Annotated in this window: 28 protein-coding genes; 9 read left to right on the top strand and 19 right to left on the bottom strand. The window is 59.7% G+C overall.

From position 1 onward, the window contains the following. Window positions 1–146 precede the first annotated feature (146 nt). A complete protein-coding gene (gene flgK / locus J0F90_RS14785; protein WP_033640027.1) occupies window positions 147–1,796 on the top strand; it encodes a flagellar hook-associated protein FlgK in 1,650 nt (549 codons plus the stop codon). A 59-nt stretch (window positions 1,797–1,855) separates the two neighbouring features. Continuing rightward, window positions 1,856–2,815, top strand: coding sequence for a flagellar hook-associated protein FlgL (gene flgL / locus J0F90_RS14780; protein ID WP_016927302.1), 960 nt, complete (start codon window positions 1,856–1,858; stop codon window positions 2,813–2,815). Between the two features lie 272 nt (window positions 2,816–3,087). Here flgL and sra read toward each other — a convergent pair whose 3' ends face one another. From sra to fliF, 14 genes are all read right to left on the bottom strand, one after another. Next, window positions 3,088–3,222 carry a stationary-phase-induced ribosome-associated protein gene (gene sra, locus J0F90_RS14775; protein WP_193159216.1) on the bottom strand — a complete coding sequence of 45 codons (135 nt, stop codon included), beginning with the start codon at window positions 3,220–3,222 and terminating at the stop codon, window positions 3,088–3,090. Between the two features lie 352 nt (window positions 3,223–3,574). After that, the gene (fliR, locus tag J0F90_RS14770) at window positions 3,575–4,357 is read right to left on the bottom strand and encodes a flagellar biosynthetic protein FliR (RefSeq protein WP_033640028.1); all 783 of its coding nucleotides are present in this window, start codon (window positions 4,355–4,357) and stop codon (window positions 3,575–3,577) included. Between the two features lie 2 nt (window positions 4,358–4,359). Further along, window positions 4,360–4,629, bottom strand: coding sequence for a flagellar biosynthesis protein FliQ (gene fliQ / locus J0F90_RS14765; protein ID WP_004934803.1), 270 nt, complete (start codon window positions 4,627–4,629; stop codon window positions 4,360–4,362). A 21-nt stretch (window positions 4,630–4,650) separates the two neighbouring features. After that, window positions 4,651–5,412 (bottom strand): flagellar type III secretion system pore protein FliP, encoded by a 762-nt coding sequence (gene fliP, locus J0F90_RS14760; RefSeq protein ID WP_004934802.1) that lies wholly within the window; start codon window positions 5,410–5,412, stop codon window positions 4,651–4,653. Then, on the bottom strand, window positions 5,409–5,813 hold the full coding sequence (gene fliO / locus J0F90_RS14755; protein ID WP_033640029.1) for a flagellar biosynthetic protein FliO: 405 nt from the start codon (window positions 5,811–5,813) through the stop codon (window positions 5,409–5,411). Before fliO ends, fliP begins: the two co-directional genes overlap by 4 nt. Next, window positions 5,813–6,229, bottom strand: a complete 417-nt coding sequence (gene fliN, locus J0F90_RS14750; protein ID WP_004934799.1) for a flagellar motor switch protein FliN — start codon at window positions 6,227–6,229, stop codon at window positions 5,813–5,815. The genes fliO and fliN overlap by 1 nt, the downstream gene beginning before the upstream one ends. Further along, window positions 6,222–7,226 carry a flagellar motor switch protein FliM gene (fliM, locus tag J0F90_RS14745; protein WP_004934798.1) on the bottom strand — a complete coding sequence of 335 codons (1,005 nt, stop codon included), beginning with the start codon at window positions 7,224–7,226 and terminating at the stop codon, window positions 6,222–6,224. The genes fliN and fliM overlap by 8 nt, the downstream gene beginning before the upstream one ends. 5 nt (window positions 7,227–7,231) lie before the next feature. Beyond that, complete coding sequence (gene fliL, locus J0F90_RS14740) at window positions 7,232–7,717, bottom strand: flagellar basal body-associated protein FliL (protein WP_016927307.1); 486 nt, start codon at window positions 7,715–7,717, stop codon at window positions 7,232–7,234. Window positions 7,718–7,882: 165 nt separating this feature from the next. Then, window positions 7,883–9,112: a flagellar hook-length control protein FliK gene (locus J0F90_RS14735; RefSeq protein ID WP_033640030.1), complete on the bottom strand. Its 1,230-nt coding sequence runs from the start codon at window positions 9,110–9,112 to the stop codon at window positions 7,883–7,885. Then, window positions 9,109–9,555 (bottom strand): flagellar export protein FliJ, encoded by a 447-nt coding sequence (gene fliJ / locus J0F90_RS14730; RefSeq protein WP_016927309.1) that lies wholly within the window; start codon window positions 9,553–9,555, stop codon window positions 9,109–9,111. Before fliJ ends, J0F90_RS14735 begins: the two co-directional genes overlap by 4 nt. A gap of 21 nt (window positions 9,556–9,576) precedes the next feature. Beyond that, a complete protein-coding gene (gene fliI / locus J0F90_RS14725; protein WP_004934781.1) occupies window positions 9,577–10,938 on the bottom strand; it encodes a flagellar protein export ATPase FliI in 1,362 nt (453 codons plus the stop codon). Further along, window positions 10,938–11,642, bottom strand: a complete 705-nt coding sequence (gene fliH, locus J0F90_RS14720) for a flagellar assembly protein FliH (protein ID WP_016927310.1) — start codon at window positions 11,640–11,642, stop codon at window positions 10,938–10,940. Before fliH ends, fliI begins: the two co-directional genes overlap by 1 nt. Next, a complete protein-coding gene (fliG, locus tag J0F90_RS14715) occupies window positions 11,635–12,627 on the bottom strand; it encodes a flagellar motor switch protein FliG (protein WP_004934775.1) in 993 nt (330 codons plus the stop codon). Before fliG ends, fliH begins: the two co-directional genes overlap by 8 nt. Further along, window positions 12,624–14,318 carry a flagellar basal-body MS-ring/collar protein FliF gene (gene fliF, locus J0F90_RS14710; RefSeq protein WP_033640031.1) on the bottom strand — a complete coding sequence of 565 codons (1,695 nt, stop codon included), beginning with the start codon at window positions 14,316–14,318 and terminating at the stop codon, window positions 12,624–12,626. The genes fliG and fliF overlap by 4 nt, the downstream gene beginning before the upstream one ends. A gap of 315 nt (window positions 14,319–14,633) precedes the next feature. Between fliF and fliE the strand changes: the two genes are divergently transcribed. Further along, window positions 14,634–14,948, top strand: a complete 315-nt coding sequence (fliE, locus tag J0F90_RS14705; RefSeq protein ID WP_004934773.1) for a flagellar hook-basal body complex protein FliE — start codon at window positions 14,634–14,636, stop codon at window positions 14,946–14,948. Between the two features lie 77 nt (window positions 14,949–15,025). Further along, window positions 15,026–15,229: a hypothetical protein gene (locus J0F90_RS14700; protein ID WP_126186666.1), complete on the top strand. Its 204-nt coding sequence runs from the start codon at window positions 15,026–15,028 to the stop codon at window positions 15,227–15,229. A gap of 172 nt (window positions 15,230–15,401) precedes the next feature. On the opposite strand, the gene J0F90_RS14695 is transcribed toward J0F90_RS14700, so the two are convergent. Further along, entirely contained in the window at window positions 15,402–16,001 is a 600-nt protein-coding gene (locus tag J0F90_RS14695) for an FMN-dependent NADH-azoreductase (protein ID WP_033640033.1), read from the bottom strand. A 128-nt stretch (window positions 16,002–16,129) separates the two neighbouring features. Here J0F90_RS14695 and J0F90_RS14690 point away from each other — a divergent pair, with 128 nt between their 5' ends. Further along, window positions 16,130–17,059 (top strand): LysR family transcriptional regulator, encoded by a 930-nt coding sequence (locus J0F90_RS14690; protein WP_033640034.1) that lies wholly within the window; start codon window positions 16,130–16,132, stop codon window positions 17,057–17,059. A 465-nt stretch (window positions 17,060–17,524) separates the two neighbouring features. Here J0F90_RS14690 and J0F90_RS14685 read toward each other — a convergent pair whose 3' ends face one another. The 4 genes from J0F90_RS14685 to fliD all read right to left on the bottom strand — a co-directional run bounded on the left by J0F90_RS14685 (window position 17,525) and on the right by fliD (window position 20,899). Further along, window positions 17,525–18,385, bottom strand: a complete 861-nt coding sequence (locus tag J0F90_RS14685; protein ID WP_033640035.1) for a helix-turn-helix transcriptional regulator — start codon at window positions 18,383–18,385, stop codon at window positions 17,525–17,527. A 308-nt stretch (window positions 18,386–18,693) separates the two neighbouring features. After that, window positions 18,694–19,062, bottom strand: coding sequence for a flagella biosynthesis regulatory protein FliT (gene fliT, locus J0F90_RS14680; protein WP_016927319.1), 369 nt, complete (start codon window positions 19,060–19,062; stop codon window positions 18,694–18,696). Then, window positions 19,062–19,472: a flagellar export chaperone FliS gene (gene fliS, locus J0F90_RS14675; protein ID WP_004934758.1), complete on the bottom strand. Its 411-nt coding sequence runs from the start codon at window positions 19,470–19,472 to the stop codon at window positions 19,062–19,064. The genes fliT and fliS overlap by 1 nt, the downstream gene beginning before the upstream one ends. Before the next feature lie 26 nt (window positions 19,473–19,498). Further along, window positions 19,499–20,899, bottom strand: coding sequence for a flagellar filament capping protein FliD (fliD, locus tag J0F90_RS14670; RefSeq protein ID WP_015378237.1), 1,401 nt, complete (start codon window positions 20,897–20,899; stop codon window positions 19,499–19,501). Window positions 20,900–21,180: 281 nt separating this feature from the next. On the opposite strand from fliD, the gene J0F90_RS14665 reads away from it, so the two are divergent. From J0F90_RS14665 to J0F90_RS14650, 4 genes are all read left to right on the top strand, one after another. Next, window positions 21,181–22,263, top strand: a complete 1,083-nt coding sequence (locus tag J0F90_RS14665; protein WP_021504080.1) for a flagellin FliC — start codon at window positions 21,181–21,183, stop codon at window positions 22,261–22,263. 182 nt (window positions 22,264–22,445) lie between these two features. Then, complete coding sequence (locus J0F90_RS14660; RefSeq protein WP_016927322.1) at window positions 22,446–23,168, top strand: RNA polymerase sigma factor FliA; 723 nt, start codon at window positions 22,446–22,448, stop codon at window positions 23,166–23,168. Between the two features lie 54 nt (window positions 23,169–23,222). Then, on the top strand, window positions 23,223–23,732 hold the full coding sequence (fliZ, locus tag J0F90_RS14655; RefSeq protein WP_004934751.1) for a flagella biosynthesis regulatory protein FliZ: 510 nt from the start codon (window positions 23,223–23,225) through the stop codon (window positions 23,730–23,732). 125 nt (window positions 23,733–23,857) lie between these two features. Beyond that, complete coding sequence (locus J0F90_RS14650) at window positions 23,858–24,850, top strand: D-cysteine desulfhydrase (protein WP_033640036.1); 993 nt, start codon at window positions 23,858–23,860, stop codon at window positions 24,848–24,850. Window positions 24,851–24,943: the final 93 nt, after the last annotated feature.

The raw sequence follows: 24,943 nt of genomic DNA, 5'->3' as shown, positions 1-24,943 counted from the left end.
GGCTCGCTGGATGCTGACCGCATTGCCGCTTTTTTTCCTCAAGTTCTTCTCATTTTTGCCGATAACCGAAACAGGCTGAGCGAACAGGCTCAGCAGCTCAATTAAGAACCCTGTGGGCCACCGGCGCCGCAGCATAAGGAATTCCGATGTCCAATAGCTTAATCAATACCGCGATGAGCGGGCTGAATGCGGCTCAGGTGGCGCTCAGTACCGTCAGCAACAACATCTCTAACTACAACGTGGCGGGCTACAACCGCCAGACCGCGATCCTGGCGCAGAACGGCGGCATGGCCACCATGAGCGGCTTTATCGGCAACGGCGTGACCGTCACCAGCGTCAACCGCGAATACAACCAGTTCATCACCAACCAGCTGCGCGGCGCACAAAGCTCGTTCGGGGCGCAAAACGCCTATTACGAGAAGATTTCACAGATCGACAACCTGTTGGCGAGCAAGACCAACCCGCTGTCGACCAACATGCAGGACTTCTTTACCAACCTGCAGAACCTGGTGAGCAACGCCGGTGACGACGCCGCGCGCCAGACGGTGCTGGGCAAGGCTAACGGCCTGGTGAACCAGTTCAACAATACCGATAAATTCCTGCGCGACATGGATAACGGCGTTAATCAGCAGATCAGCGATACGGCGCAGCAGATCAACAGCTACGGCCAACAGATCGCCAAGCTGAACGACGAGATCACCCGTTTGCGCGGCAGCGCCGCCGGCGAGCCGAATGCGTTGCTGGATCAGCGCGATCAGCTGGTCACCGAATTGAACCAGTTGGTGGGCGTACAGGTCACGCAACAGGACGGCGACGCCTATACCGTCTCCTTCGCCAACGGCTTGACGCTGGTGCAGGGCAGCAACACCTATCAGGTGGAAGCCGTGCCTTCCAGCAGCGATCCTTCCCGTCTGACCATCGGCTATAACCGCGGCAACGGCGCCAGCGAAGTGCCGGAAGGCCAGATCACCAGCGGCACGCTGAGCGGCGTGCTGAAATTCCGCAGCGAAACGCTGGACGGCGTGCGCAATCAACTGGGCCAGTTGGCGCTGGCGATGGCGGACAGCTTTAACCAACAGCATCGCGCCGGCTTCGATCTGAACGGCGATGCGGGCGGCGACTTCTTCAGCTTCAGCGGCGGCCGGGTGGTGGATAACACCCGCAACACCGGCGACGCGTCGCTGTCGGTCGCTTACACCGATACCGGCAAGGTGAAGGCCAACGATTATCGCGTCGAGTTCGACGGCAGCAACTGGCAGGTCAGCCGCCTGCCGGACAACGTGAAAGTCAACGCGACGCCGGGCACCAGCGCCGACGGCAAACCGACGCTGAACTTCGACGGGTTGGAAGTGAGCATCGACGGCAATGCGCAAGCCAAAGACAGCTTCACCGTGAAGCCGGTCAGCGACGTGGCGGGCAACCTGAAAGTGGCCATCACCGATTCGTCCAAGATCGCCGCCGCCGGTAAAGACGACAGCGGGCGCGGCGATAACGAAAACGCCAAGAAGCTGCTGGATCTGCAGACCAAAAACCTGGTGGACGGCAAGGTGACCCTGAGCGGCGCTTACGCCGGCATCGTCAGCGGCGTCGGCAACCAGACCGCTGCCGCCAAGGCCATCGCCACGTCGCAGGCCAAGATCGTCACGCAACTGGGCGCGCAACAGCAGTCGATGTCCGGCGTCAACCTTGACGAAGAGTATGGCGAGCTGCTGCGTTTCCAGCAGTACTACATGGCCAACGCGCAGGTGATTCAGACCGCCAGCTCGCTGTTCGACGCGCTGCTGAATATTCGTTGATTTCATTGTTAATCGGCGCCGATAACGGCGCCGGTCGCTCAGAGTAAGGAACCCACAGCATGCGCATGAGCACCAGCATGATGTACCAACAGAACATGAACGGCATCACGGGCAACCAGTCGCTGTTCATGAAGGCGGCCGAGCAGCTTTCTTCGGGCAAGCGGGTGATCAACCCGTCCGACGATCCGCTGGCGGCGTCACGCGCGGTGATGTTGTCGCAATCGCAGGCGGAAAACAGCCAGTACACGCTGGCGCGCACCTTCGCTCGTCAGAACGTGTCGATGGAAGAAACGGTATTGGCCGGCGCGACCTCCACCATCGCGGACATGAAGGCGCTGATCGTCAACGCCGGCGGCACCGAAAGCGATAACGATCGCCAGTCGCTGGCCACCCAGCTGCAGGGGCTGAAAGATCAGCTGCTGAATCAGGCCAACAGCACCGACGGCAACGGCCGCTATATGTTCGGCGGATACGTGAACGACAAGGCGCCGTTCGTCGATAACGGCGGCACCGTCAGCTATCAGGGCGGCGACAAGACGGTTCAGCAGAAAGTGGACGCCAACCGCACCATGACCATCGGCCATACCGGCAACGCGGTGTTCATGTCGTTGACCAGCAACCCTAAGCCCGAGCCGGACGGCAGCGCGCCAGTCAGCAACGTATTCGAGAGCATCGATATCGCGCTGAACGCGCTGAAAACCCCGCTGCAGGGCGCCGACGAGGCCACCAAGCAGCAGGTGAACGATGCGCTGGCGAAAGCCAACCGCGGCCTGGACAACTCCTACAACAACGTGCTGAGCGTGCGCGCCGAGCTGGGCAGCCAGCTGCAGGAGATGGATCAACTGGACAGCATCGGTAAAGAGCGTGACATGACCAACCAGATCCAGATGAGCGCGTTGACGGATGCCGACCTGGCCGAGTCTATCTCGTCTTATTTCATGCAGCAGGCGGCGCTGCAGGCGTCGTATAAAACCTTCAGCGATATGCAGGGCATGTCGCTGTTCCAGATGAATCGTTAAGAGCAATACCCCGTTGCCTGACCGCGACGGGTTTCCCTTTAGTGCGCTTAGAAAACGCCTTCTCCGCCCCGCGGGGAGGGAGGCTTCTTGAAACCGGGCGCACTCGTTTGGCGCGTCACTCGTTCTCCCACTACTGACTGAGTGACGCGCCGTTTTTTCATCAGGAAAGTAATAATAAGATTGTCACCGCTGTTTAATGCGTAACGGCATTATTGAAATCAGTGGCGGAAAAATCGCGATAGATATTATTTTCCTGACGATAAATAGCGCTGCTATTTCTTTTTCTTCTCCACTTTCCATTTTCCGCCGTCGGCCATCTCGGTAAACGAAACTCTAAACTTGTTGCTTTTCCAGTGGGTCAAACCGAATAACCGGCGTGCTTTGCGGTTGCTTTTCGCTTTAATCATGAACTCGCTCCTGTGGTTAGCAAAGGTCGATGCTGCGCCCTGCAGCCGGCGGGCGCCGGACGCATTTATTCAGGGTGTAAGTTATCTGTCGCGCATTTAACCCTGCGTGACTGCGTTATTTTTTATTTTCACTTGGGAGTCAACGTTTTTATCGCCGCTGATGGCTAGCGTGGTACAAGCGATATTTCTGTTGCCGGGTCTATTCTAGGTCGGGGTTTTATTTATTCAAGCCGCCGGAGACATTTGAACCTTAATCCGGATAAAAGCCGTTTCTCAGGCTTTTGTCCCAAGAAAGCGTTTTTATTGCCATTTTGTCTTAGGCGGAAGAGGGGGAAGGAAGGGGCCGCCGGATTCAGAAGGTCATGCCGCCGATCACCGCCGCCAATCGATCGAACACTTCGCCGAACAGGTGTTCGCAGAACGGCGCCAGCATCGGCATCATCATGCCCAGCGTCATGATGCCGAAGGTCATGGTGACCGGGAAGCCGATCACGAAGACCGACAGCTGCGGCGTCATGCGGTTGAGCAGGCCGAGCGCCATGTTGAGCGTCAGCAGCAGGCAGATCAGCGGCAGCGCCAGCATCATGCCGTTGATGAAGATCAGCGAGCCGACCTGAGTCAGCACCAGGAAGCCGTTGCCGTTCAGCGGCTGCGTTTGGACAGGCAGGGTGTGGAAGCTGTCCGCCAGCAGCGAAATCAGCCACAGATGGCCGTCAAAGCTGAGGAACAGCAGCATCGCCAGCAGGTTGAGCAGGCGCGCCAGCACCGGCATGTTCGGGCCGCCGCTGGGATCGAAGAAGGTGGCGAATGACAGGCCCATCTGCATGCCGATCACTTCGCCCGCCAGGCGCACCGCCGCGAAGGCGAACTGCATGGTCAATCCCAGCGCCACGCCGATCAGAATCTGTTGGATCGCCAGCCACAGGCCGGCGGCGGAGAAGATCGGGATATTGCTGGCGGGCAGCGTCGGCGCGATCAGGATGACGATCAGCCCGCCAAGGCCGATTTTGACCTTTTTGCTGATCTGCTTTTCGCTGAATATCGGCGCGGTGCCGATCAGCGCCAGAATGCGCAGCAGCGGCCAAAAATAGTGGCTGAGCCAAACGGTGAGTTGGGCGCTGTCGAAGGCGAGCACGGTCAGCCGATCAGGGTTGGCAGGTTGCTGAACAGGGTGCGCATGTAGTCCAGCAGCAGGTTCAACATCCAGGGGCCGGCGATGATGATGGTGGCCACCACCGCCAGAATTTTAGGGATGAACGACAGCGTCATTTCGTTGATCTGGGTGGCGGCCTGCAGCAGGCTGACGACCAGGCCGCTGATCAGCGCCGCCAGCAGCAGCGGGGCGGCCAGCGCCAGCGCGACTTTCATCGCCTCGGTGCCGAGCGCCATAACCGATTCAGGTGTCATCTCGCGTTCTCCGGTCAGGGGTTACGAATAGAAGCTCTGCGCCAGCGAGCCGAGCAGCAGCTGCCAGCCATCGACCAGCACGAACAGCATCAGCTTGAACGGCAGCGAGATAGTGGCCGGCGGCACCATCATCATCCCCAGCGCCATCAGCACGCTGGCGACCACCAGGTCGATGATCAAGAACGGAATAAACACCGTAAAGCCGATCTGGAAGGCGGTTTTCAGTTCACTGGTGACGTAGGCGGGCAGCAGGATGCGCATCGGCACCGCTTCCGGGCCGGCCAGCGGCGGCTGATTGGCCAGTCTGGCGTACAGCGCCAGGTCGGTTTCGCGCGTTTGCCGCAGCATGAATTCGCGCAGCGGCTGCGCGCCTTTATCCAGCGCGACCTCCAGCCCGATCTTGTCCTGGCTGAACGGCAGATAGGCGTCCTGATAAACCTTGTCGAACACCGGCGACATGATGAAGAAGGTCAGGAACAGCGCCAGCCCCAGCATCACCTGGTTCGGCGGCGCCGACGGCGTGCCCAGCGCGTTGCGCAGCAGGCCGAGCACGATGATGATGCGGGTGAAGCTGGTCATCATCAGCAGCATGGCCGGCAGGAAGGTCAGTGAAGTCAACAGCACCAGCGTCTGCACCGGCAGCGACCAGCTTTGGCCGCCATTGGCCAGCGGCTGGCTGATCAGCCCCGGCAGTTGTGCAAAAGCCGCCGGGCTGATCAGCAGCAGGGCGGCGGGGAGCCAAACCGCCGGGCGGCGGACGAGGGTATGAAGAGTCGAGGTCATGCCGATTTTTCCGGGCGTTTCAGAACTTTTTGCATCAGTTGACGGAAGTCCGCCGGTGTCGCCGCGTCGGCCGCGCCCTCGTCTTTCGGCGGGGCGGGCAGGGTGTGCAGCGGGGTGATCTGCTGGGCGGTGACGCCCAATACCAGCAAGGTGTCGTCGACTTCCACCACCACCACGCGTTCGCGCTGCCCGACCTGGCAACTGGCGCGCAGGTTGAGCAGTTTGTTGTTGCGCGCCTGCGGGGCGAAACCCAGCCGACGGAACAGCCAACCGGCCAGCAGGATCAGCAGCAGAATGCCGCCGAGCGCGCTGCTGACCTGCATCAACACCGAACCGGCCGGCAAGGCCGGCGCGGCGGGGTGTTGGGTGCTTTGGACGGTAACGGGCGCCGCGGCGGTCATCAGCGGCTCAGTCGACGCATGCGTTCGGAGGGGGTGATGATGTCGGTGATGCGCACGCCGAACTTGTCGGCCACCACCACCACTTCACCTTGTGCGATCAGGTAACCGTTGATCAGGATATCCAGCGGTTCGCCGGCCAGGCCGTCCAGCGCCACCACTGAGCCTTGCGACAGGCGCAACAGCTCTTTGATGGTCATCTTGGTGCGCCCCAGTTCCACGGTCAGCTTGACCGGAATATCCAGGATCAGGTCGATATCCTGCAGGCTGCCGAGCGCATCCTGAGCTTCCAGCGACTTGAACACCCCTTCGGTGCTCGCGCCGGATTTCTCTGAAGACTGCTGCTCGTTAAACGCATCAGCCCACAGATCGTCTACGGATTCCTTTCCTTCGCCAGACGGTTGCTTAGGATCACTCATTGGGCTGTTCCTCACTCAGAGCATTCAAAATAGGGTTAATCAAATGTTCAACACGCAGGGCGTATTGCCCGTTCAACGTGCCGTATTGGCTGGTCAGAACCGGTACGCCGTCCACATGGGCGATCAGGCGTTCCGGCTTGTCTATCGGTAATACATCGCCCGGTTGCAGCTTCAGGACTTTCGACAGCCGCATCGGGATATCGACGAAGTTGGCGATCAGTTCCAGTTCGGAATGCTGCACCTGCTTCACCAGGGTTTCGCGCCAGTGGCTGTCTTCCTGCCGCGAGTTTTCCAGCGGCGGGTTGGTCAACAGCTCGCGCAGCGGTTCGATCATCGCGAACGGAATGCAGATGTTGAACTCGCCGGTCAGCGCGCCGATCTCCACCTGGAACGGCGTGGTGACCACGATGTCGTTCGGCGAGGTGGTGATGTTGGTGAACTTCACCTGCATTTCGGCGCGCACGTATTCCACGTCGATTTTGTAGATGGCGCTCCAGGCGTCGCCATAGGCGTCCAGCGCCAGGCGCAGCATGCGTTTGATCACCCGCTGTTCGGTCGGAGTGAATTCGCGGCCTTCGACCTTGGTCGGGAAGCGGCCGTCGCCGCCGAACAGGTTGTCGACGGCGATGAACACCAGACTCGGCGCGAACACGAACAGGGCAGTGCCGCGCAGCGGATTCAGATGCACCAGGTTCAGGTTGGTCGGCACCGGCAGGTTGCGGGCGAACTCGTGATACGGCTGGATTTTGATCGGGCCGACGGTAATGTCCGGGCTGCGGCGCAGCAGGTTGAACAACCCCATGCGGAACTGCCGGGCAAAACGTTCGTTGATGATTTCCAGCGCGTGCAGACGCTCGCGCACCACGCGGCGCTGGGTGTTCGGATCGTAAGGCTTGACCTCGCTCTCTTTGCCGACCACCGCCTCGGGTTCATCACCCGCGCTGTCGCCGTTGAGCAAGGCGTCGATCTCTGCCTGTGAAAGAATGCTATCGCCCATAGTGATTACCGCAGTATGAAGGCGGTGAACAGCACGTCGCTGACCACCTGCTTCGGTTGTCCCTTAACCAGCGGCGGGCTGAGCACGTCCTTAATCTGCGCCACCAACTGTTGCTTCCCTTGTTCATTGGCCAACTGGCTCGCTTCCTGGCGGGAGAGCAGCATCAGCAAGCGGCTGCGCACTTCCGGCAGAAAATCGTTCAGCTGACGGCGGGTACTTTCGTCCGGCAGACGCAGCGTGAGGCCGATGTACAGCACGCGATCCGGGTTGTTGTCCGGCGTCACCAGGTTGACGGTAAAGGTGTCGAGCGGCATGAACACCGGCGCGGCCGGCGGTTGCTGTTTGGCGGCGGCCGGTTCGGCGCCGTTTTTATGCTGTTGCAGCAGCCACCAGCTGTAGCCCGCGGCGCCACAGGCGACGACGCTGATCAACACCAGCAGGATGACCAGAAGGGAGCGTTTCGGTGCTGCCGGAAGGGTGTTCTGAGACATAGCCAAATCTAATTCCTGTTGTTCCACCCGCGGCCGGCGAGGCGGCGGGCATGGCGCGCGGCAAAGCCGCACGCATGACATGTAAAGGTATTATCGCGTCTATCGCGGCGTGCAATAGCCTGAATAGACGCGCAAATGGGTGCCAGCTTGGGCGTTTGCGGCGGCTCAGGCGAAAATATCGACGCCGTTGACCGCGCTGGCCATGCGCTGCAGCGCCATCGGCGCGCTGACGCCGTCGGCGGCCGCAGCCTCATCGCCAGGGTGTTCAGCATAGCTGGAACGCCCCTGGCTGTTGGAGGCCTGCTGCTGCGCCTGTTGCCATTGTGGCGTGGACTCGCCGCCCACGCTGCTCTGCCCCAGGTTGATGCCGCTCTCCGCCAGCGCGTGGCGCAGTTGCGGCATCGCCGCTTCCACCGCCGCGCGCACCTGGCCGTGAGCGGAGGCGATGTGCAGTTGCGCTTGCTGATCGTCCAGTTTCAACTTGATCTGCAAGGCGCCCAGCTCCTGCGGATGCAGACGCAGCTCGGCGCTTTGCTGGCCGTTGCGATGGAACATCAGCACCTGTTGGTTCAGCGCCTGCTGCCATTCCGGGCTACCCAACTGCGCGTTTAACTGCGGCGTAGGCGGCGCCGTCACCAGTGAGCCGGCCGGGGCGGCCGTTTGCGTTGGGCTGGCGGCGGCCAGGGCGACGGCGTGATTGAGCGTCGGCTGCTGCTGGGTATCGCCCGCCGGCAGCGGCTGTGCGGCACTTGCGCGCTCGCCGCTGGTCGATTGCGGGAGCGCCGCCGTGGCGTTATCGCCATCGGCTGCAGGCGTTTTCGTGCCTGTTCCTGTCGGAGCAGGGGATGCCGATGAACGCGCGGCGGTGTTATCACCGGCCGCCGCAATGTTCAGCAGGCCATTGCCGGTCTGCAGCGCGGCCGCATCGTCAGCGTTTTCCACCGGCAGCGGCCGTTGGCCATCGGCTGGCTGAGGCTGGGCGACGATCGCGGCCGGCAGCATGGCATACAGCGCCTGCAGCGTCGCGGCATCCAGCTCTTTGGCGGCGGCGATCGGCGGCTGCGCCGGTTTATCGCCGGCCACGAGCGTCTCGCTCTCGGCGCCTTCAGATGAAAGCGCGTCGGCTGGGGTTGCCAGACCCGGCAGCAGGCCGCCGCGCTCGCCGAAGGTGGCCAGCAGTTGATTGAGCTGATTGCGGCTCAGGGCCGGGGCGCGTTCATCGTCCGTGCTCAGTGCGACCGGCGGCTGTTTGCCGTCGGCGGCGGGCGCGAAACGTGCGCCGAGCAGTTGGGCGAAAGCGGATGACAGCTGGCTCTCATCCAGCGCCGACGTCAGTTCGGCCAGACCGCCGGCATCGCCGGGTAAGGCCAGGCCGGGCAGGGCGTTCAGATTCATGGGTTGATATTCCTTTGTGCACTGCGTTGAGCGAACTCATCCATCAGTTTTTGATCCCGTTTATTCTCCTGCTGCTGCTCCGCATTTATGGCGCGGGTATGCAGAGTCTCGAAAGCGTTCAGCCGCTGTTGTTTGTCTTGCCATTGCTTCACCGCATGATCCACTTTCTGCCCCCACTGCAGCAGCTGCTGGCGGTGCTGGTCGATGGCCTGTTCCAGCGTGCCGATAAACTGCTGGTAGTTTTGCCAGCGAGAGCTGTCCATGCCGTCGCAAAGCGTATGATTCAGCTTCTGGCGATATTCGTCCTGATAGTTGAGCAGCATCGACAGCTGTTGCTCCGCCGCCTGCTGCGCCTGCCGCACCTGGCCAAGCTGTTGCGCGGCCTGTTCCACCGCATCCTGCGCCAGATCGCGCAGGGTAATCAGGGGGGATTGTGATTTCATCGCTGTGCGCCTCTGGTGACGTTAAACAATCAACTGCTGCAGCTGTTGACAGGCTTCATCGTAGCCGCTGCGTTCAAAGATGCCCTGTTGCAGGTACGCTTCCATCTGCGGGTACAGCGTCATCGCTTTGTCCAGCAACGGATCGCTGCCCGCCGCGTAGGCGCCGACGCTGATCAGATCGCGGTTGCGCTGATAGCTGGCCAGCATCTGCTTGAAGGTGCGTACCCGGCGGTAATGCTCTTCGTCGATCAGCGACGTCATGGCGCGGCTAATTGACGCTTCGATGTCGATCGCCGGGTAGTGGCCGGCCTCCGCCAGGCGCCGGGACAGCACCACGTGGCCGTCGAGGATGGCGCGCGCCGAGTCAGCGATCGGATCTTGCTGATCGTCCCCTTCGGTCAACACGGTGTAGAAGGCGGTGATGGAGCCGCCGCCGCTGATGCCGTTGCCCGCGCGTTCCACCAGCGCAGGCAGCTTGGCGAAGACCGAAGGCGGATAGCCTTTGGTCGCCGGCGGTTCGCCGATGGCCAGGGCGATCTCACGCTGCGCCATGGCGTAGCGGGTAAGGGAGTCCATGATCAGCAACACGTGCTGCCCGCGATCGCGGAAATCTTCGGCGATGCGGGTGGCGTAGGCCGCCCCCTGCATGCGCAGCAGCGGCGACACGTCCGCCGGCGCAGCGATCACCACCGAGCGCGCCCGGCCTTCGGCGCCGAGAATGTTCTCGATAAAGTCTTTGACCTCGCGGCCGCGCTCGCCGATCAGGCCAACGACTATCACATCCGCCTGGGTATAACGGGCCATCATGCCGAGCAACACGCTCTTGCCGACGCCGGAGCCGGCGAACAGGCCCATGCGCTGGCCGCGACCGACGGTCAGCAGACCGTTGATGGTGCGCACCCCCACGTCCAGCACCTGCTCGATCGGCGTGCGCTGCAAGGGGTTGAACGGCGCGGTGATCAGCGGCGCGCGGTAACCGGTTTCCGGCGAAGGCAGGCCGTCGAGCGGTTTGGCGCTGCCGTCCAGCACGCGCCCCAGCAGCGCCGGGCCGAGCGGCAGCTGTTTGCCGGCGCTTTGGCCTTCCGGCGCGATGCGGGCGTAAACCCGCGCGCCCGGCACGATGCCTTCGACTTCTTCCAGCGGCATCAGGAACAGCCGTTGGCCGTTGAAGCCGACCACTTCGCTTTCCACTTCCTGCACCTCACCGGCGTCGTGCCGTTCGATGAGGCAGGTCGCCCCGAGCGGCAGCTGCAGGCCGGTAGCCTCCAGCACCAACCCGGTGGCGCGGGTCAGGCGACCGTAGCGGCGCACCGTCGGCGCGCGGGCGATGCGTTTTTCCAGCGTATCCAGAGAACTCAGCCAGCGGCCGAGACGCGCGGTCATCAGACTTCTCCCGGTGCCGCCAGGCGGCACAGTTCATGCCAGCGCGTCGCCAGGCTGGCGTCGAGATCGCCTTCCTCGGCGCTGACCTTGCAGCCGCCCGGATGCAGTTCGCCGTCCGCCAACAGGCGCCAGCCGTGCAGGCTGAGGGTCACCCCCAACTGCTGCTCGACGCGTGGGTAGTCGTCCGGGTGGACCCGCAGCTGCGGCTTGCCGTTGAACATCGGCTCCTGTTGAATCAGCTGTTGGATCTGCGCGAGCAGGGCGGTGCCGTCGCACACCGGCGGCTGGCCCAGCACCTGTTTGGCGGCGGTCAACGCCAGTTGCATCAGCCGCGAAGCGATCACGCTGTCGAGCGCGTCCAGCGTGTGCTGGAATTCGGTAACCAACTGCTGCCAGTGGGCGGTCAGCGGCTGTTGCTGCTGCTGCGCTTCCAGCAGCCCTTGCTGACGGCCTTCTTCCAGACCGGACTGAAAACCGGCTTCATAGCCTTTTTGCTGGCCGTCGGCATAGCCCAACTGCTGGCCCTGTTGCTCGGCCTGCAGCCGCAGCGTCGCCAACTGCTGCTGCAATTCGGCCTGCGCGTCCGGCGACGGATCGCTTTGTTCGAGATCCGGCAGCGGCGGCAGTTCGAACGCCGGTTTCTGTTCGCCCAAATCGTTGAGCGACCAGGGCTGCCAGGGCAGGGTGTTAATGCGATCAGACATAGGTGTCCTCGCCGCCGCCGATGATCATTTCGCCGGTTTCCGCCAGGCGTCTTACCACCAACAGGATGGCTTTCTGCTCGTTCTCCACCTGCGACATGCGCACCGGCCCACGGTTGGCCAGATCGTCGCGCAGGATGTCGGCGGCGCGTTGCGACATGTTCTTGAGGAACTTCTCGCGCAGCGGCTGTTCGGCGCCTTTCAACGCGATCAGCAGCGACTCGCCTTCCACTTCCTGCAGCAGGCGCTGGATGCTGCGATCGTCGACTTCCACCAGGTTTTCGAACAGGAACATCTCGTCGATGATCTTCTGCGCCAGCTCGCCGTCGTATTCGCGCATCGCGTCGATGACCGCTTCTTCCTGCTGGGTTTTCATCAGGTTGATGATCTCGGCGGCGGTGCGCACCCCGCCCATTTTGCTGCGCTTGAGGTTCTGGCCGTCGAGCAGGTTGTTCAGCACTTCGGTCAGCTCCGCCAACGCCGCCGGCTGCACGCCGCCGAAGGTGGCGATACGCAGCATCACGTCGTTGCGCAGGCGTTCGTCGAACAGGGCCAGGATGTCCGCCGCCTGGCCGCGTTTGAGGTGCACCAAAATAGTGGCGATGATCTGCGGGTGTTCGTCGCGGATCAGATCGGCGGCGCTCTGCGGCTCCATAAAGTTGAGCGTTTCCATGCCGGTGGTGGTTTCGCGCGATTCGAGAATGTCTTCCAGCAGGCTGGCGGCGCGCTCTTCGCCCAGCGCCTTGACCAGCACCGAGCGCAGGTAGTCGCTGGCGTTGACGCTCAGCGCCGCGTATTGCTCGGCGTCGTCTTCAAACTCGGTCAGTATTTCGCCGAGCTGTTTGTGTGAAACCTGGCTCATGCCGGCCATGGTGCCGCTCAGCAGCTGTACTTCGCGCGAGGAGAGGTGTTTGAACACCTCCGCCGCGCGATCTTCACCCAGCGTCATCAGCAAGATGGCGCTTTTGTCGGTTCCGGTCAGGCTCATATCTCGTTACTCATCCATTGGCGGATTACCAGAGCGACCACGCGCGGGTCTTTGTCAGCCAGATCGCGGATCCGCTGGCTCTGGACTTCTGCGCTGACGCGCTGCTGCGATTTGCGACGCTGCGCCAGCTCCTCGTTGCTCGGTTTGTTGCTGTCGACCGCTTTGGCGGCAGGGGCGTTGGCGGCGGCGATGGCGGCCTGTTGCGCGGCCTGGCGCTGTTGCAGCTGCGGCCGCACCAGTTTGCGCCACAGCAGCCAGGCCACCAGCAGCACCAGCAAATAGCGGCCCGCGTCGATCAGGCGATCGATAAACGACTGGCTTTGCCAGAACGGCAGTTCGCCACCGGTCACCTGAGTGTCGGTAAACGGCGTATTGACCACGTTCAGGGTATCGCCACGGCTGCTGGAGTAGCCCATCGCTTCACGCACCAGCGCTTCGATCTGCGCCAACTGCTCTTTGCCCATCGGCTGCGGTTTGCCGTCTTTACCGGTGCCCAGGTAGTTGACCACCACGGCGACCGACAGACGCTGCACGGTGCCGGCTTTGTGCTGGGTATGGCGGATGGTGCGATCGAGCTCGTAGTTGGTGGTCGCGTCGCGTCGGGTATTTTGCGGCACGCCGCTGGCCGCCGCGCTGCGGGTGGTTGCGGCGTTTTGCGCGGTGGCGTTGGCATTGTTGACTGCCGCGGGCTTGGCGGTTTCAATCGGCGCGGTGGCCGGCGCGCTCGGTTGGTTGGACAGCGCGCCTGGCACGCCACCCACCTGCGGCCCGCCGATCTGTTCGCTCAGGCTGGTTTGCTGGGAGCGGATAGCGGCTTTGTCCGGCTGCTGGTTCGGCTGGTATTGTTCATCGGTTTGCTCGCGCGTGGCGAAGTCGATCTGCGCTGTGACCTGCGCACGCACGTTGGCGCTGCCGACCACCGGGGCGAGGATCGCTTCGATGCGGCGCTGGAAGCCGTTTTCCACTTCGTTGGCGTATTTCAGCTGCGAAGCGTTGAGATCGCGCCCGGTGCCGTCGGACTGGGTCAGCAGGCGGCCGGCCTGATCGACCACGGTCACGTTGCCCGGCGGCAGGCCGGCGACGCTGCTCGACACCATATAAACGATGGCGTTGATCTGGCCGTCGTCCAGCGCACGGCCGGGTTGCAGGGTGAGCGTTACCGAGGCGGAAGGGGATTTCTGTTCGCGCACGAACAGCGAAGGTTTAGGCAGCGCCAGGTGAACGCGGGCGTTTTGCACCGGCCCCAGCGATTCGATGGTGCGCGACAGCTCGCCCTCGAGGGCGCGCTGATAGTTAATCTGCTCGCTGAACTGGCTGATGCCGAATTTTTCCTGATCCAGCAGTTCGAAGCCGACGGCGCCGCCTTTCGGCAGCCCTTGCTGCGCCAGACGCAGACGGGTTTCATGCACCTTTTCCGCCGGGATCAGCAGCGCCGCGCCATTCTCGGCAAAGCGGTAAGGGATGTTCATCTGCGTCAGTTGGGTGACGATGGCGCCGCCGTCGCGGTCGTTCAGATTGCTGTACAGCACGCGGTAGTCGGGGCTTTTCACCCACAACAGCAGCGCGACGACGATCGCGATCGCGGCGGAAGCGGCGACCAGCAACGGAATTTTCGGGTTGGCGCGCAGACGGTTCCAGATGGCCTGCAGGCCGTTGTCGCGGCTTTCGCCGGCGGTTATCGAAGCACTCATTTTAGGTCTCGTCCTTCAATGGCGCTCACGATCCCGTACGGGCCGCTGAGCAGCTCCCTGCCAGGCTGATGAACGGTATGGTTAGCGTTGTGTGACAAAACAGACTCCCTGATACACATATCTTCTAAATAGCGGCGCTCCCATTTCTGGGCAGGCCATTATTCGCCTTATCAGACAATTCCGATTGCCCGATAAGCCGGGTTTTTTGCAGTTAATTAACCGCTTTAGGTCCGAAAACGCTGTGCTAGGGTGTGCATCATTGGAGAAGTGCAGGGTGAAAACGTCACCCGGCGAGACGAGATGATTGAGGACCAGATGGCGATTCAGGGCATTGAAGGGGTGCTGCAGCAGATGCAGACCATGGCGGTTCAGGCCGGCAAGATGGGGCAGAATGCGGCGCCGCAGGGCGTCAGCTTCGCCAGCGAACTGACCGCGGCGCTCGGCAAGATCAGCGAGACCCAACAAACGGCGCGCAAGCAGGCGCAGGATTTCGAGCTGGGCGCGCCAGGCATCAGCTTGAACGATGTGATGGTCGATCTGCAGAAATCGTCGGTGTCTTTGCAGCTGGGCGTGCAGGTGCGCAACAAGCTGGTGGCGGCCTACCAGGATATTATGAATATGCCGGTGTGATGAACTTGCCGGTCATTTTTCAGTGAAATTTGGGTCGGCGCTGTTACTTTATAGCGACGGTCATTTATCGGGATAGGATGATGTACAAATCGCTGTATCTTGCTCTGGGTATCATGGCGTTGTCTGGATGCGCCGGGCAAAACGATGACTATTCATCGGCCCAAAAAAACGCGGCTCATCAGGAGGCCGGCAAAGAGTGGAAGGCGTTTGTCGCGCCGCTGTCGGTGAAGACACAGTCGCCAGGCGAGCGAGAAATGAAACGCGCCACCCGGCAATACTGAAGCCGTGACGCCAGTCGATGGGCAAAAAAAACCAGCTATCGAAATAGCTGGTTGAAGGTGCGATAAAACATTTATGTACTTGATGTAGGAGCGTCGACGCACGTTCGAGGTGCGTCAACGCGGTTATCATATTTGTTATGTTATAACAAATCAATGCTGCCGCGCGTTTGCTTCAGCCCGCCAATTCTGCGATCCGCTGGTGGGCATTCGCCAGCCCCTGCGCGAGGCCGTGCGGTCTCATATCCAGCCCTTCGGCATAGATAAATTGCACGTCACCGATCCCCATCAACCCCAGCACCGAACGCAGGTAGGGCGTTACGGCATCGGTCGGATGCCCGGCGTGCATGCCGCCGCGTGAACTGAATATCAGCGCATTGACGCCTTCCACCAACCCCACCGGGTAGGTGGCGGTATAGTTGAAGGTCATCCGGGCGCGGGCCACCAGATCGAACCAGTTTTTCAACTGGGTCGGGACGTTGAGGTTGTACATTGGCGCGCCGAGCAGCAGCAGATCGCTCTCTTTCAGTTCGGCAATCAGCCGGTCGGAGAGCGCCACCGCTGCTTTGGCGCGTGGGCTGATGTTTTCCGCGCCGCGCAGCGCACCGAACAGCTCGCCGTCCAATACCGGCAGATCCAACGCCGTCAGATCGTGTTCGACGATCCGATCTTCGTGTCCTTTCGCCTTACGCGCCGCCAGATAGCGGTCAATCAGGTTATTGGTCTGCGAGTCATTTCCCATAATGCTGGATTTGAGTACCAGTATTTTTTTCATGCTGTTGTCCTCTGACGGTCATCTGTGGTTTTCACCGGGGATTCGGAATGACTGCAGGTTATCATTGCTTGATGTTCACCAGTGGTGATAGGTTTTCACCAAATTGATTCCAATTTGGAAGCATTAAGATGAAAAGCGATCTCAGCGCACTGCCGGCGTTTGTCGCCGTGGCGGAAGGCGGCAGTTTCGCCGCCGCCGCAGAGAAACTGCATCTGACGCGCTCTGCGGTCAGCAAAATCGTATCGCGTCTCGAGGCTCGGCTTGGCGTGATGTTGTTTATGCGCACCACGCGCAGCCTGAGCCTGACGGATGAAGGGGCGCTGTACTATGAGCACTGCCGGCAGGCGTTGGCAAACGTTCAGGCGGCGGAAAACCAGCTCGACAGCGGCAAGATGCAGGTCAGCGGCCGGCTCAGAGTCTCGGTGCCGGTGCTGTTCGGCCATTTGTGCATTGCGCCCGTGTTGACGGCGCTGGCGAATGAACATCCCTTGCTGACGCTGGAAATTTCATTCAGCGACCGCAGGATCGATCTGATCGACGAGGGGTTCGATCTGGCGGTTCGCATTGGCGAGCTGGCGGACAGCGGCAGCCTGGTTGCCCGGCGCTTGGGCGAACACGGCATGCTGCTGTGCGCCTCGCCCGATTATCTGCAGCGCTGCGGCGAGCCGAGAACGGTAGAGGCGTTAAGCCGACATCAGGCGGTGGGGTATCTGCACGCCGGCGCCGTGCTGCCCTGGCAGCTTCGCGGCGAAAACGGCGAGCTGCGGCCGTTCAGGCCACCGGCCAAGATGATGATGGATGACATGCAGGGGATTGTCGATGCGGTGTCCGCCGGCGCCGGTATTGCCTGGCTGCCGGAGTGGCTGGTGCGCGAGCGCTTGATGGCGGGGACGTTGGTGGAGATCATGCGCGGTGGGTCCAGCCTCAGTTTCCCGGTGAACGTCGTGTGGCCCTATATGCCTTACCAGCCGCTCAAGGTGCGGCTGGCGGTAGACAAACTGGTGGCGGAGCTGCCGGGAAAATTGGCGCTTGCAGCACCGTGGGTATCGTCTCGCTAATGGCCGGTGCCACAACCGACTAATGTACCGAATAGAGGGCCGAAAATGGTGCTGTCAGGTTTATTGAATGCGCAGGTGATCGTTTATTATGACGTGATTAGTAGGGTTATTATTCGAGGCAGGTCAATGAGCACGAAAAGCGAATCCAGATGGCGTCTGATCAGTATTTTAATGTTGGCGCTGCTGGCGGTATTAATTGGCGTTCTGGTTAAACTGGACTGAAGTCTGACCAGACGATAAAAAATCTGGCCGTTTTATTGTACGGCCAGTAAACGCATCATCTCTTCTTCATTCAGTAAGGCTAGCAGCCACAGCCCCAACACAATTATTGCCAGAGAAAATAATCGCTTTTCATTACGCATCATTTAATTCGCTCTTCGGCGGAGGGGCATTGCTTAGCGTATCTCAGCGTTGTTACAACCGTTAGGGACTTGTGTTAAATAAAGCCATTTGTTGCGCGTCTATTTATGTTTCTCCGGCGACCATCGCCTCAACGCCCTGAGAGCCGGGTTCCATAATCCTCTGATGACCGCGAATGGCGGTAGGGGCGAAACCGAAGCGTTTGCGAAAACGTTCGGCGAAACGCGAGGCGCTTTCATAACCCACATGTTGCGCGATGGCGGAGATCGGCCAGTCGGTCGACTGCAGCAGGGCCAGCGCGCTGCTCATGCGCACGTCAATCATCAGGTTGCGCAACGCGGTGTTTTCCATCGACAGTTTGCGGCGCAACATCACTTCACTCATCGACAGGCTCTCCGCGACTTTGGCCGCCGTCCAAATGCTGTGCGGATCGGTCGCCAGGCAGCGGCGCACGCGCTGCGTCAGATCCTTGGCTTCGTTGTGAATAAAGCGAATGCCGAATTGGGCCAGCCACAACAGAATTTCCAGCATTTTGTGCCGCACGATGATGGTGGGAAAGCGTTGCCGCAGCGTCAGCGCCAGGCCGGTGGTTTCAAAACTGTGCTTTAGGGCGCAGGGCAGGTTGCGCAGCGCCAGGACGGCATCGAACGGCATCGGCGCTGGCGTTTCCTCGGCCGGAGGTTGGACGGTGAGCAACAGGGGATCGCAGGTTAGCAGTTGGCAACTGAATACGCCGTCTTCGGACGGGCCGTTAATAATGTCCACCGTTTGCCCGCCGTCGATAATCAACAGCTCGCCGGGATGAGCGACCACTTCGTGTTGTTGCCAGCGTACGCGCTTATGGCCTTGTTGTATCAGATACAGATGTGGTTGCTCAAAATAGACTGAAGGGAATAATAATTCAGTATACTGAATGATGTGCGCTGAGGCGCCAATTCCAGGACAGAGATTAATTGTACGTTCCATCGATATTCATTTCGCAGCCATTATCTGGGAATATCTTTACGCTTTGATCCGCGCTGGAGCAACATTTTTCCATGGGCCGTGAAACACAGCGGCGAGTTTTATCTATCAAAAATCAATTTCCTGCTGAACAGAAAACGTCCGTGTCGGGATGATGTTTATCCATTAAAGTGAGAGCCAGGCTCGAAGCGCGCATTTTACCAATTACCCATAAGCTGAATAATTCAAATGCCATAGATTAATATCCTAACGTAACCCGAGAGTAATAGCGCATAGTGCTATTTAATCCATTTTCGTCAGTATTGTCGATCTTATCGGACCTGTGGTTCCCCCAGCAACAGCGCACGATCATGAAACTGGCCGTAGGCATTGTTGACCACGTTCTGGCGCGTGGACTGTTCGATCAACATTTTCAGCTCATCCATACGCTGCTGTAACAGACGTTTGAGTTCGGTTTCGTTGTCGAGGATCTGTTGCAGCTTATTGCGCAACATCTCCTGCAGCGCCATGGACGGGCCGGCTTGCCCGGTAAAGGCGGCGGTTTTTTCCACCGCCGTCACGTAAGCGAATTCGAGCTCGACGAGCTCCTCCCAGCGCCCGGTTTGCGCCAGCGCGATCATCTGGCTGCTCAGGCTGTAAATTTGTTGATAAGCGGCTAACAGCTGCTGTTGACGTTCCATTACACGGCGTCCTGCGAAGGTTGGTAGTTAGGGCCGATCTGGCGCCAGGCGTCGGCGATGTTTTCCAGCAGTTTAACCACTTCGGCGATCGCCGCTTCGTCGTTGTGCAGATTGGCCTGCATCAGCCGACGCTTCATGTAGTCGTACAATGCCGCCAGATTTTCGGCGATCTCGCCGCCCTGTTGAGGGTCGAGGCCGCTTTTCAGGCCGTTGTCGATGATATTGATGGCTTTGGACAGCGCCATGCCTTTGCCGGCGATATCGCCCTGGTTCATCAGGATGCGTGCGCGAAGCAGGGCGCTGAGCGCCCCGTCGAACAACATCACGATTAACTGGTGCGGGCTGGCGCTCATGGCGCCGCTTTCCAGACTGACCTGTGCATAGGCCTGAGTGCCGCTACGGTTATACATGCTGTTTTCTTTACCTTGTTAAAGGGTTACTTGAACTGTTGAGCCAAATAGTTACTGGTGCCGTTCATTTTCGACATCATGGTATCCAGCTGAACGAACTGTTGTTTATAACGATCGATAGTGTTCTGAATGCTGGCGGTGACCGTCGTGATCTGGCTGTTCAGGCGATCGAGGTTGGTGTTGATGCTTTTGGTCGAGTTTTCGATGATGCCGCCGGATTTGATGTAGCTCTGGATCTCGTTGTGGATCTCGGTGGCCATGCCGGTGTCTTTGCCGTTACCGACGAAGAAGTTGCTGACTTGATCCGGCTTCTCATCCATCGCTTTCTTCAGCTTGGCGCTGTCGATTTCCAACTTGCCGGTTTTGGTGTTGGTGGAAATGCCGAGGTTGCCCAGGCCTTTCAACTCCGGGTTGTCCTGGGCTGCGCTCAGCGCGCTTTTGATCGACGACTGAATGCCGCGCAGGGTGTTGTCGCCCAGCAGCGGGCCGTTGGTTGGGTTTGGCGCTTCGCCGGTTTTCACCGGGGTGAACTTGGACAATGCGTTGAAGGTGTCCAGCAGGGAGTTATAGCTGTCGACCCACTCTTTGATCTTGTCGGTGGTGCCGGCGGTGTTGGTGCTGATCACCAGGTGTTGCGGTTCATCGGTTTTGGTTTTGGTTTTCAGATCGATGGTGACGCCCTGCAGGGCATCGCTGATCGAGTTGGTGCTGCGCTTGATAGCGGTGCCGTTCACCGTCAGCTCCGCATCCTGCGGCGCGACCGTCTGCTTCATGGCGGTGCCGGTGCCGCGGGTGGCGTTGTAGTTCAGGATATCGCCCAGTTGGTCGTCGTTATCGACCTGCAGAGAAATCTTGTTGTTTTCGCCGGTGGTGGAAGAGCTGACCGCCAACTGATAGTCGTTGTCGCCAACGCGCATGATGCTGGCGGTGACGCCGGCTTTGGCGCCGTTGATGGCGTCACGCAGCTCAACCAGCGAGGTTTGATCGTCGCTGAGCGGGATTTTGGTTTCTTTCGGCGGGTTGCCGGCGGTGATGGTCAGGGAGCGGTCGGTGACGCCTTCAGCGCCTAATTTAGCGCCTTGATCGCTGACTTTCGCCTGCGTGGTCAGCGTTTGCGCCTGCGCCAGTTTGTTCACTTCCACCACGTAGTTGCCCGGCACCGCCTTGGCGTTGGTGGTGATCTTGAAGGCGTCGTGTTCGGTGGCGGTGGTGGCCTTGAAGAAATCTTCTTTCGCCATCTCTTTGCTGAGATTGTCGAATTTTTCCAGTGCGCCTTTCAACGTGCCGTAACCGGTCAGCTGGGCGTTGTAGCTGGATTGCTTGGTGGTGTAAGGGGTCAGACGCTGTTGTTCCGCTTTGGTCAGCTTATCCAGCAAGCCATTGAGGTCGAGCCCTGAGCCGAGACCTAATGAACTGATCGTTGCCATGAGTAATTCTCCTTGATGATGACTTTATTCGCTTTACGCGTTATCGGCCCAGTGGTGAAAAAGTTTACCGAAAAAAACAAAAAAACGATGGCGCAATAGAGGAGGGAAAAACCGCGTTATTTCCGCCATTGCAGCGGGCGCAAAAAATTTTAAAAAATTGCTAAAGGTTGTTAGGGGAGGGCCGATACCTGAGGGGACGGTGGTTGACGCCGTGGGCAAACAAGCCCGAACCTTTTAACCGTGTTGCGAAGAACGCAACTGACTCGTAAGGAAAGCAAACAATGGCACAAGTAATCAACACTAACAGCCTGTCTCTGATGGCGCAGAACAACCTGAACAAATCTCAGTCTTCTCTGGGCACTGCGATTGAGCGTCTGTCTTCCGGTCTGCGTATCAACAGCGCGAAAGACGATGCTGCGGGTCAGGCGATCTCCAACCGTTTCACCGCTAACATCAAAGGCCTGACTCAGGCTTCCCGCAACGCCAACGACGGTATCTCTCTGGCGCAGACCACTGAAGGCGCACTGAACGAAGTTAACGACAACCTGCAGAACATCCGTCGTCTGACCGTACAGGCGCAGAACGGTTCCAACTCCACCAGCGACCTGAAATCCATCCAGGACGAAATCACTCAGCGTCTGTCTGAAATCAACCGTATCTCCGAGCAGACTGACTTCAACGGCGTGAAAGTGCTGAGCAGCGATCAGAAACTGACCATCCAGGTTGGCGCTAACGACGGTGAAACCATCGATATCGATCTGAAAAAGATCGACGCTAAAGAGCTGGGTCTGGATACCTTTAATGTGACGACCAAAGGCAACAAAGTTGGTTCTCAGATCGCTGATGGCGCAACTATCAAGTATGACAACGCAGGTACCGTTGGCGATGCTAAAGTTGACGCATCTGGTCTGAAGGCGAATGAGAAGCTGGTATCAGGTTCTGATAAAGATGGCAAAACCATCTACATGGTCGAAACCACTGCCACCGACGGTAAAAAATCTTACGTTTCAGCGACTCCAACCTTCACTGCAGGTACTGGCGGTGCAGCTGATACCGTGAAATTTGCTGCAAGCACCACTGCAGTGGACATTCCTGATCCGCTGGCTACCCTGGACAAAGCGCTGTCTCAGGTTGACGGCCTGCGTTCTTCCCTGGGTGCGGTACAGAACCGTTTCGATTCTGTTATCAACAACCTGAACAGCACCGTGAACAACCTGTCCGCTTCTCAGTCCCGTATCCAGGATGCTGACTACGCGACCGAAGTGTCCAACATGAGCCGCGCCAACATCCTGCAACAGGCTGGCACCTCTGTTCTGGCACAGGCTAACCAGTCTACTCAGAACGTTCTGTCCCTGCTGCGTTAATCGTCTCTCCCGATTAACTGTCGCAAAGAAACCCCGCTTCGGCGGGGTTTTTTTATGCTCGCGCCCCGCGCGGTTATTACATGGCGCAAATAAAGCCTGTTTTGTGCGACTGTTCTGCCGATTGGCATTTCGCCCCCTACGCATAATAGCGCTGACTCTCTTATCCGCAGGTTTAAGACATAGTGAGCGATCTGTATACCGCCGAAGGCGTGATGGACAAAAATTCTCTCTGGTTGCGCTACGTGCCGTTAGTGCGCCACGAGGCGTTGCGCCTGCAGGTCAGGCTGCCCGCCAGCGTGGAGCTTGACGACCTGCTGCAGGCCGGGGGAATCGGGCTATTAAACGCCGTTGAGCGTTATGACGCCCTACAGGGAACCGCCTTTACCACCTATGCGGTGCAGCGCATTCGCGGCGCGATGCTCGACGAGTTGCGCAGCCGCGACTGGGTGCCGCGCAGCGTGCGGCGCCACGCGCGCGAGGTCGCGCAGGTGATGCGGCAACTGGAACAGCGTTACGGCCGCCCGGCGAGCGAAACGGAAGTGGCGCAGACGCTGAACATCTCGCTGGATGAGTACCGTCAAATTCTGTTGGACACCAATAACAGCCAGCTTTTCTCCTACGACGAATGGCGCGAGGAGCATGGCGAGAGCGCGGAACCGATGCTGGAAGGGCATGAGGAGGCCAACCCGCTGCATCACCTGTTGGAAGGCAGCCTGCGCCAGCGGGTGATCGACGCCATCGAGGCGTTGCCGGAGCGCGAAAAAATGGTGCTGACGCTGTATTACCAGGAAGAGTTGAATCTCAAAGAGATCGGCGCCGTGCTGGACGTCGGGGAATCCCGCGTCAGCCAACTGCACAGTCAGGCGATCAAACGGCTGCGTGCGCGGCTGGCGAACGATACCTGACGGCGGAGCGCCGCCCCCAACTCGATGACTCATGCGACAATCGGACTGCCCCTTATGCCAGGAATACTGTTGAAGAAACGGCCGCTTAGCCGTTACCTGAAAGATTACAAGCACAGCCAGACCCATTGCTCCCAGTGCGGCAAACTGTTGGACCGCATGGCGCTGGTGTTTCGCGGCAAGATAATCAATAAAGAAGCCATCGCGCGCATGGATCAGCCGATCGACGATGCGGTCTGGCAAAATGTGCAGCACGAACTGACCGCGCTGTGCCGCTTTTGCAGCGAGATTTCCTGCAACAGCCACCCGAGTTATTTCGACATTATGGCGTTCAAGCAGTATCTGTTCGAACAGACCGAGATGAGCCACAGCACCATTCGCGAGTATGTGGTGCGGTTGCGCCGTCTGGACGAAATGCTGGTGGCGCGGAATTACCCGGCGGACAAATTCGCCAACAGCGCCAGTCATCAGCGCATCATCGACGATCTGCCTACCGCGGCGCACAACAACTACCGCATTGCGCTGCGCAAGTACGATCAGTATCTCGCTTGGCAGCGCAGCTACTGAGACTTTCCCCGGCCGCTGGGCCGGGGTCTGCCGTATCCCCCCGTGATAAAGGATGATTATTCAGTTCACATCTGCTAAATCTATCGGTTATCAGATGTTGATATTCGATTCCCTGGGGGGAAGTAGTGAACCTGCAACAACAACTGGCGCAATTTCCGCGTCTGGATCTGGTTGGCACCGCCACACCGCTGGAAAAACTGTCCCGTCTCTCCGATTACCTCGGCCGCGAAATCTACCTTAAACGTGACGATGTCACTCCTATGGCCATGGGCGGCAACAAGCTGAGAAAGCTTGAGTTTTTGGCCGCCGACGCGCTGCGACAAGGCGCCGATACGCTGGTCACCGCCGGCGCCATTCAATCCAACCACGTGCGCCAGACGGCGGCGGTGGCGGCGAAACTGGGCCTGCACTGCGTCGCGCTGCTGGAAAACCCCATCGATACCCGTGCGGAAAACTACCTGACCAACGGCAACCGCCTGTTGCTCGGCCTGTTCAACGCCGAGGTGGTGATGTGCGAAGCGCTGCACGATCCACAGCAGCAACTGGCGGAACTGGCGACGCGCCTCGAGGCGCAGGGCTTCCGGCCTTACGTGGTGCCGGTGGGCGGCTCCAATGCCCTGGGCGCGCTGGGATACGTGCAGTGCGCATTGGAAATCACCGAACAGAGCCGGTGCAGCAACGTGGCGTTCAGTTCGGTGGTGGTGGCGTCCGGCAGCGCCGGCACTCACGCTGGGCTGGCGGTGGGGCTGCAACAGCTGCTGCCTGAAACTGAGCTGATTGGCGTGACGGTCTCGCGCACCGTGATCGATCAACTGCCGAAGGTGGAGCAGATCCAGAAAGCCCTGGCCTGTTCGCTGAATATCGACGAACTGGCGCCGATAGCGCTGTGGGACGATTATTTCGCGCCGCAGTACGGCATGCCGAACGAAGAGGGCATGGCGGCGGTGCAGCTGCTGGCGCAGCAGGAGGGCGTGTTGCTGGATCCGGTATACACCGGCAAAGCGATGGCCGGTTTGATCGACGGCATTGCCCAGCGGCGTTTCCGCGACGAAGGGCCCATCCTGTTCGTTCACACCGGCGGTGCGCCGGCGCTGTTCGCCTACCATCCGCAGGTGTAAATACCGCTTGTTATTCCATTTTGAACTATATTTATAAGGTTATATTCCTTTATGCGGGCGGTTGCACTGTTAAAGTGCTGATATCAAAAAAGA

This window comes from Serratia marcescens subsp. marcescens ATCC 13880 (assembly GCF_017299535.1).
GTDB lineage: Bacteria > Pseudomonadota > Gammaproteobacteria > Enterobacterales > Enterobacteriaceae > Serratia > Serratia marcescens.
The sequence above is the reverse complement of the archived record's forward strand: the minus strand, read 5'-3'. Positions and strand labels throughout refer to the sequence as shown.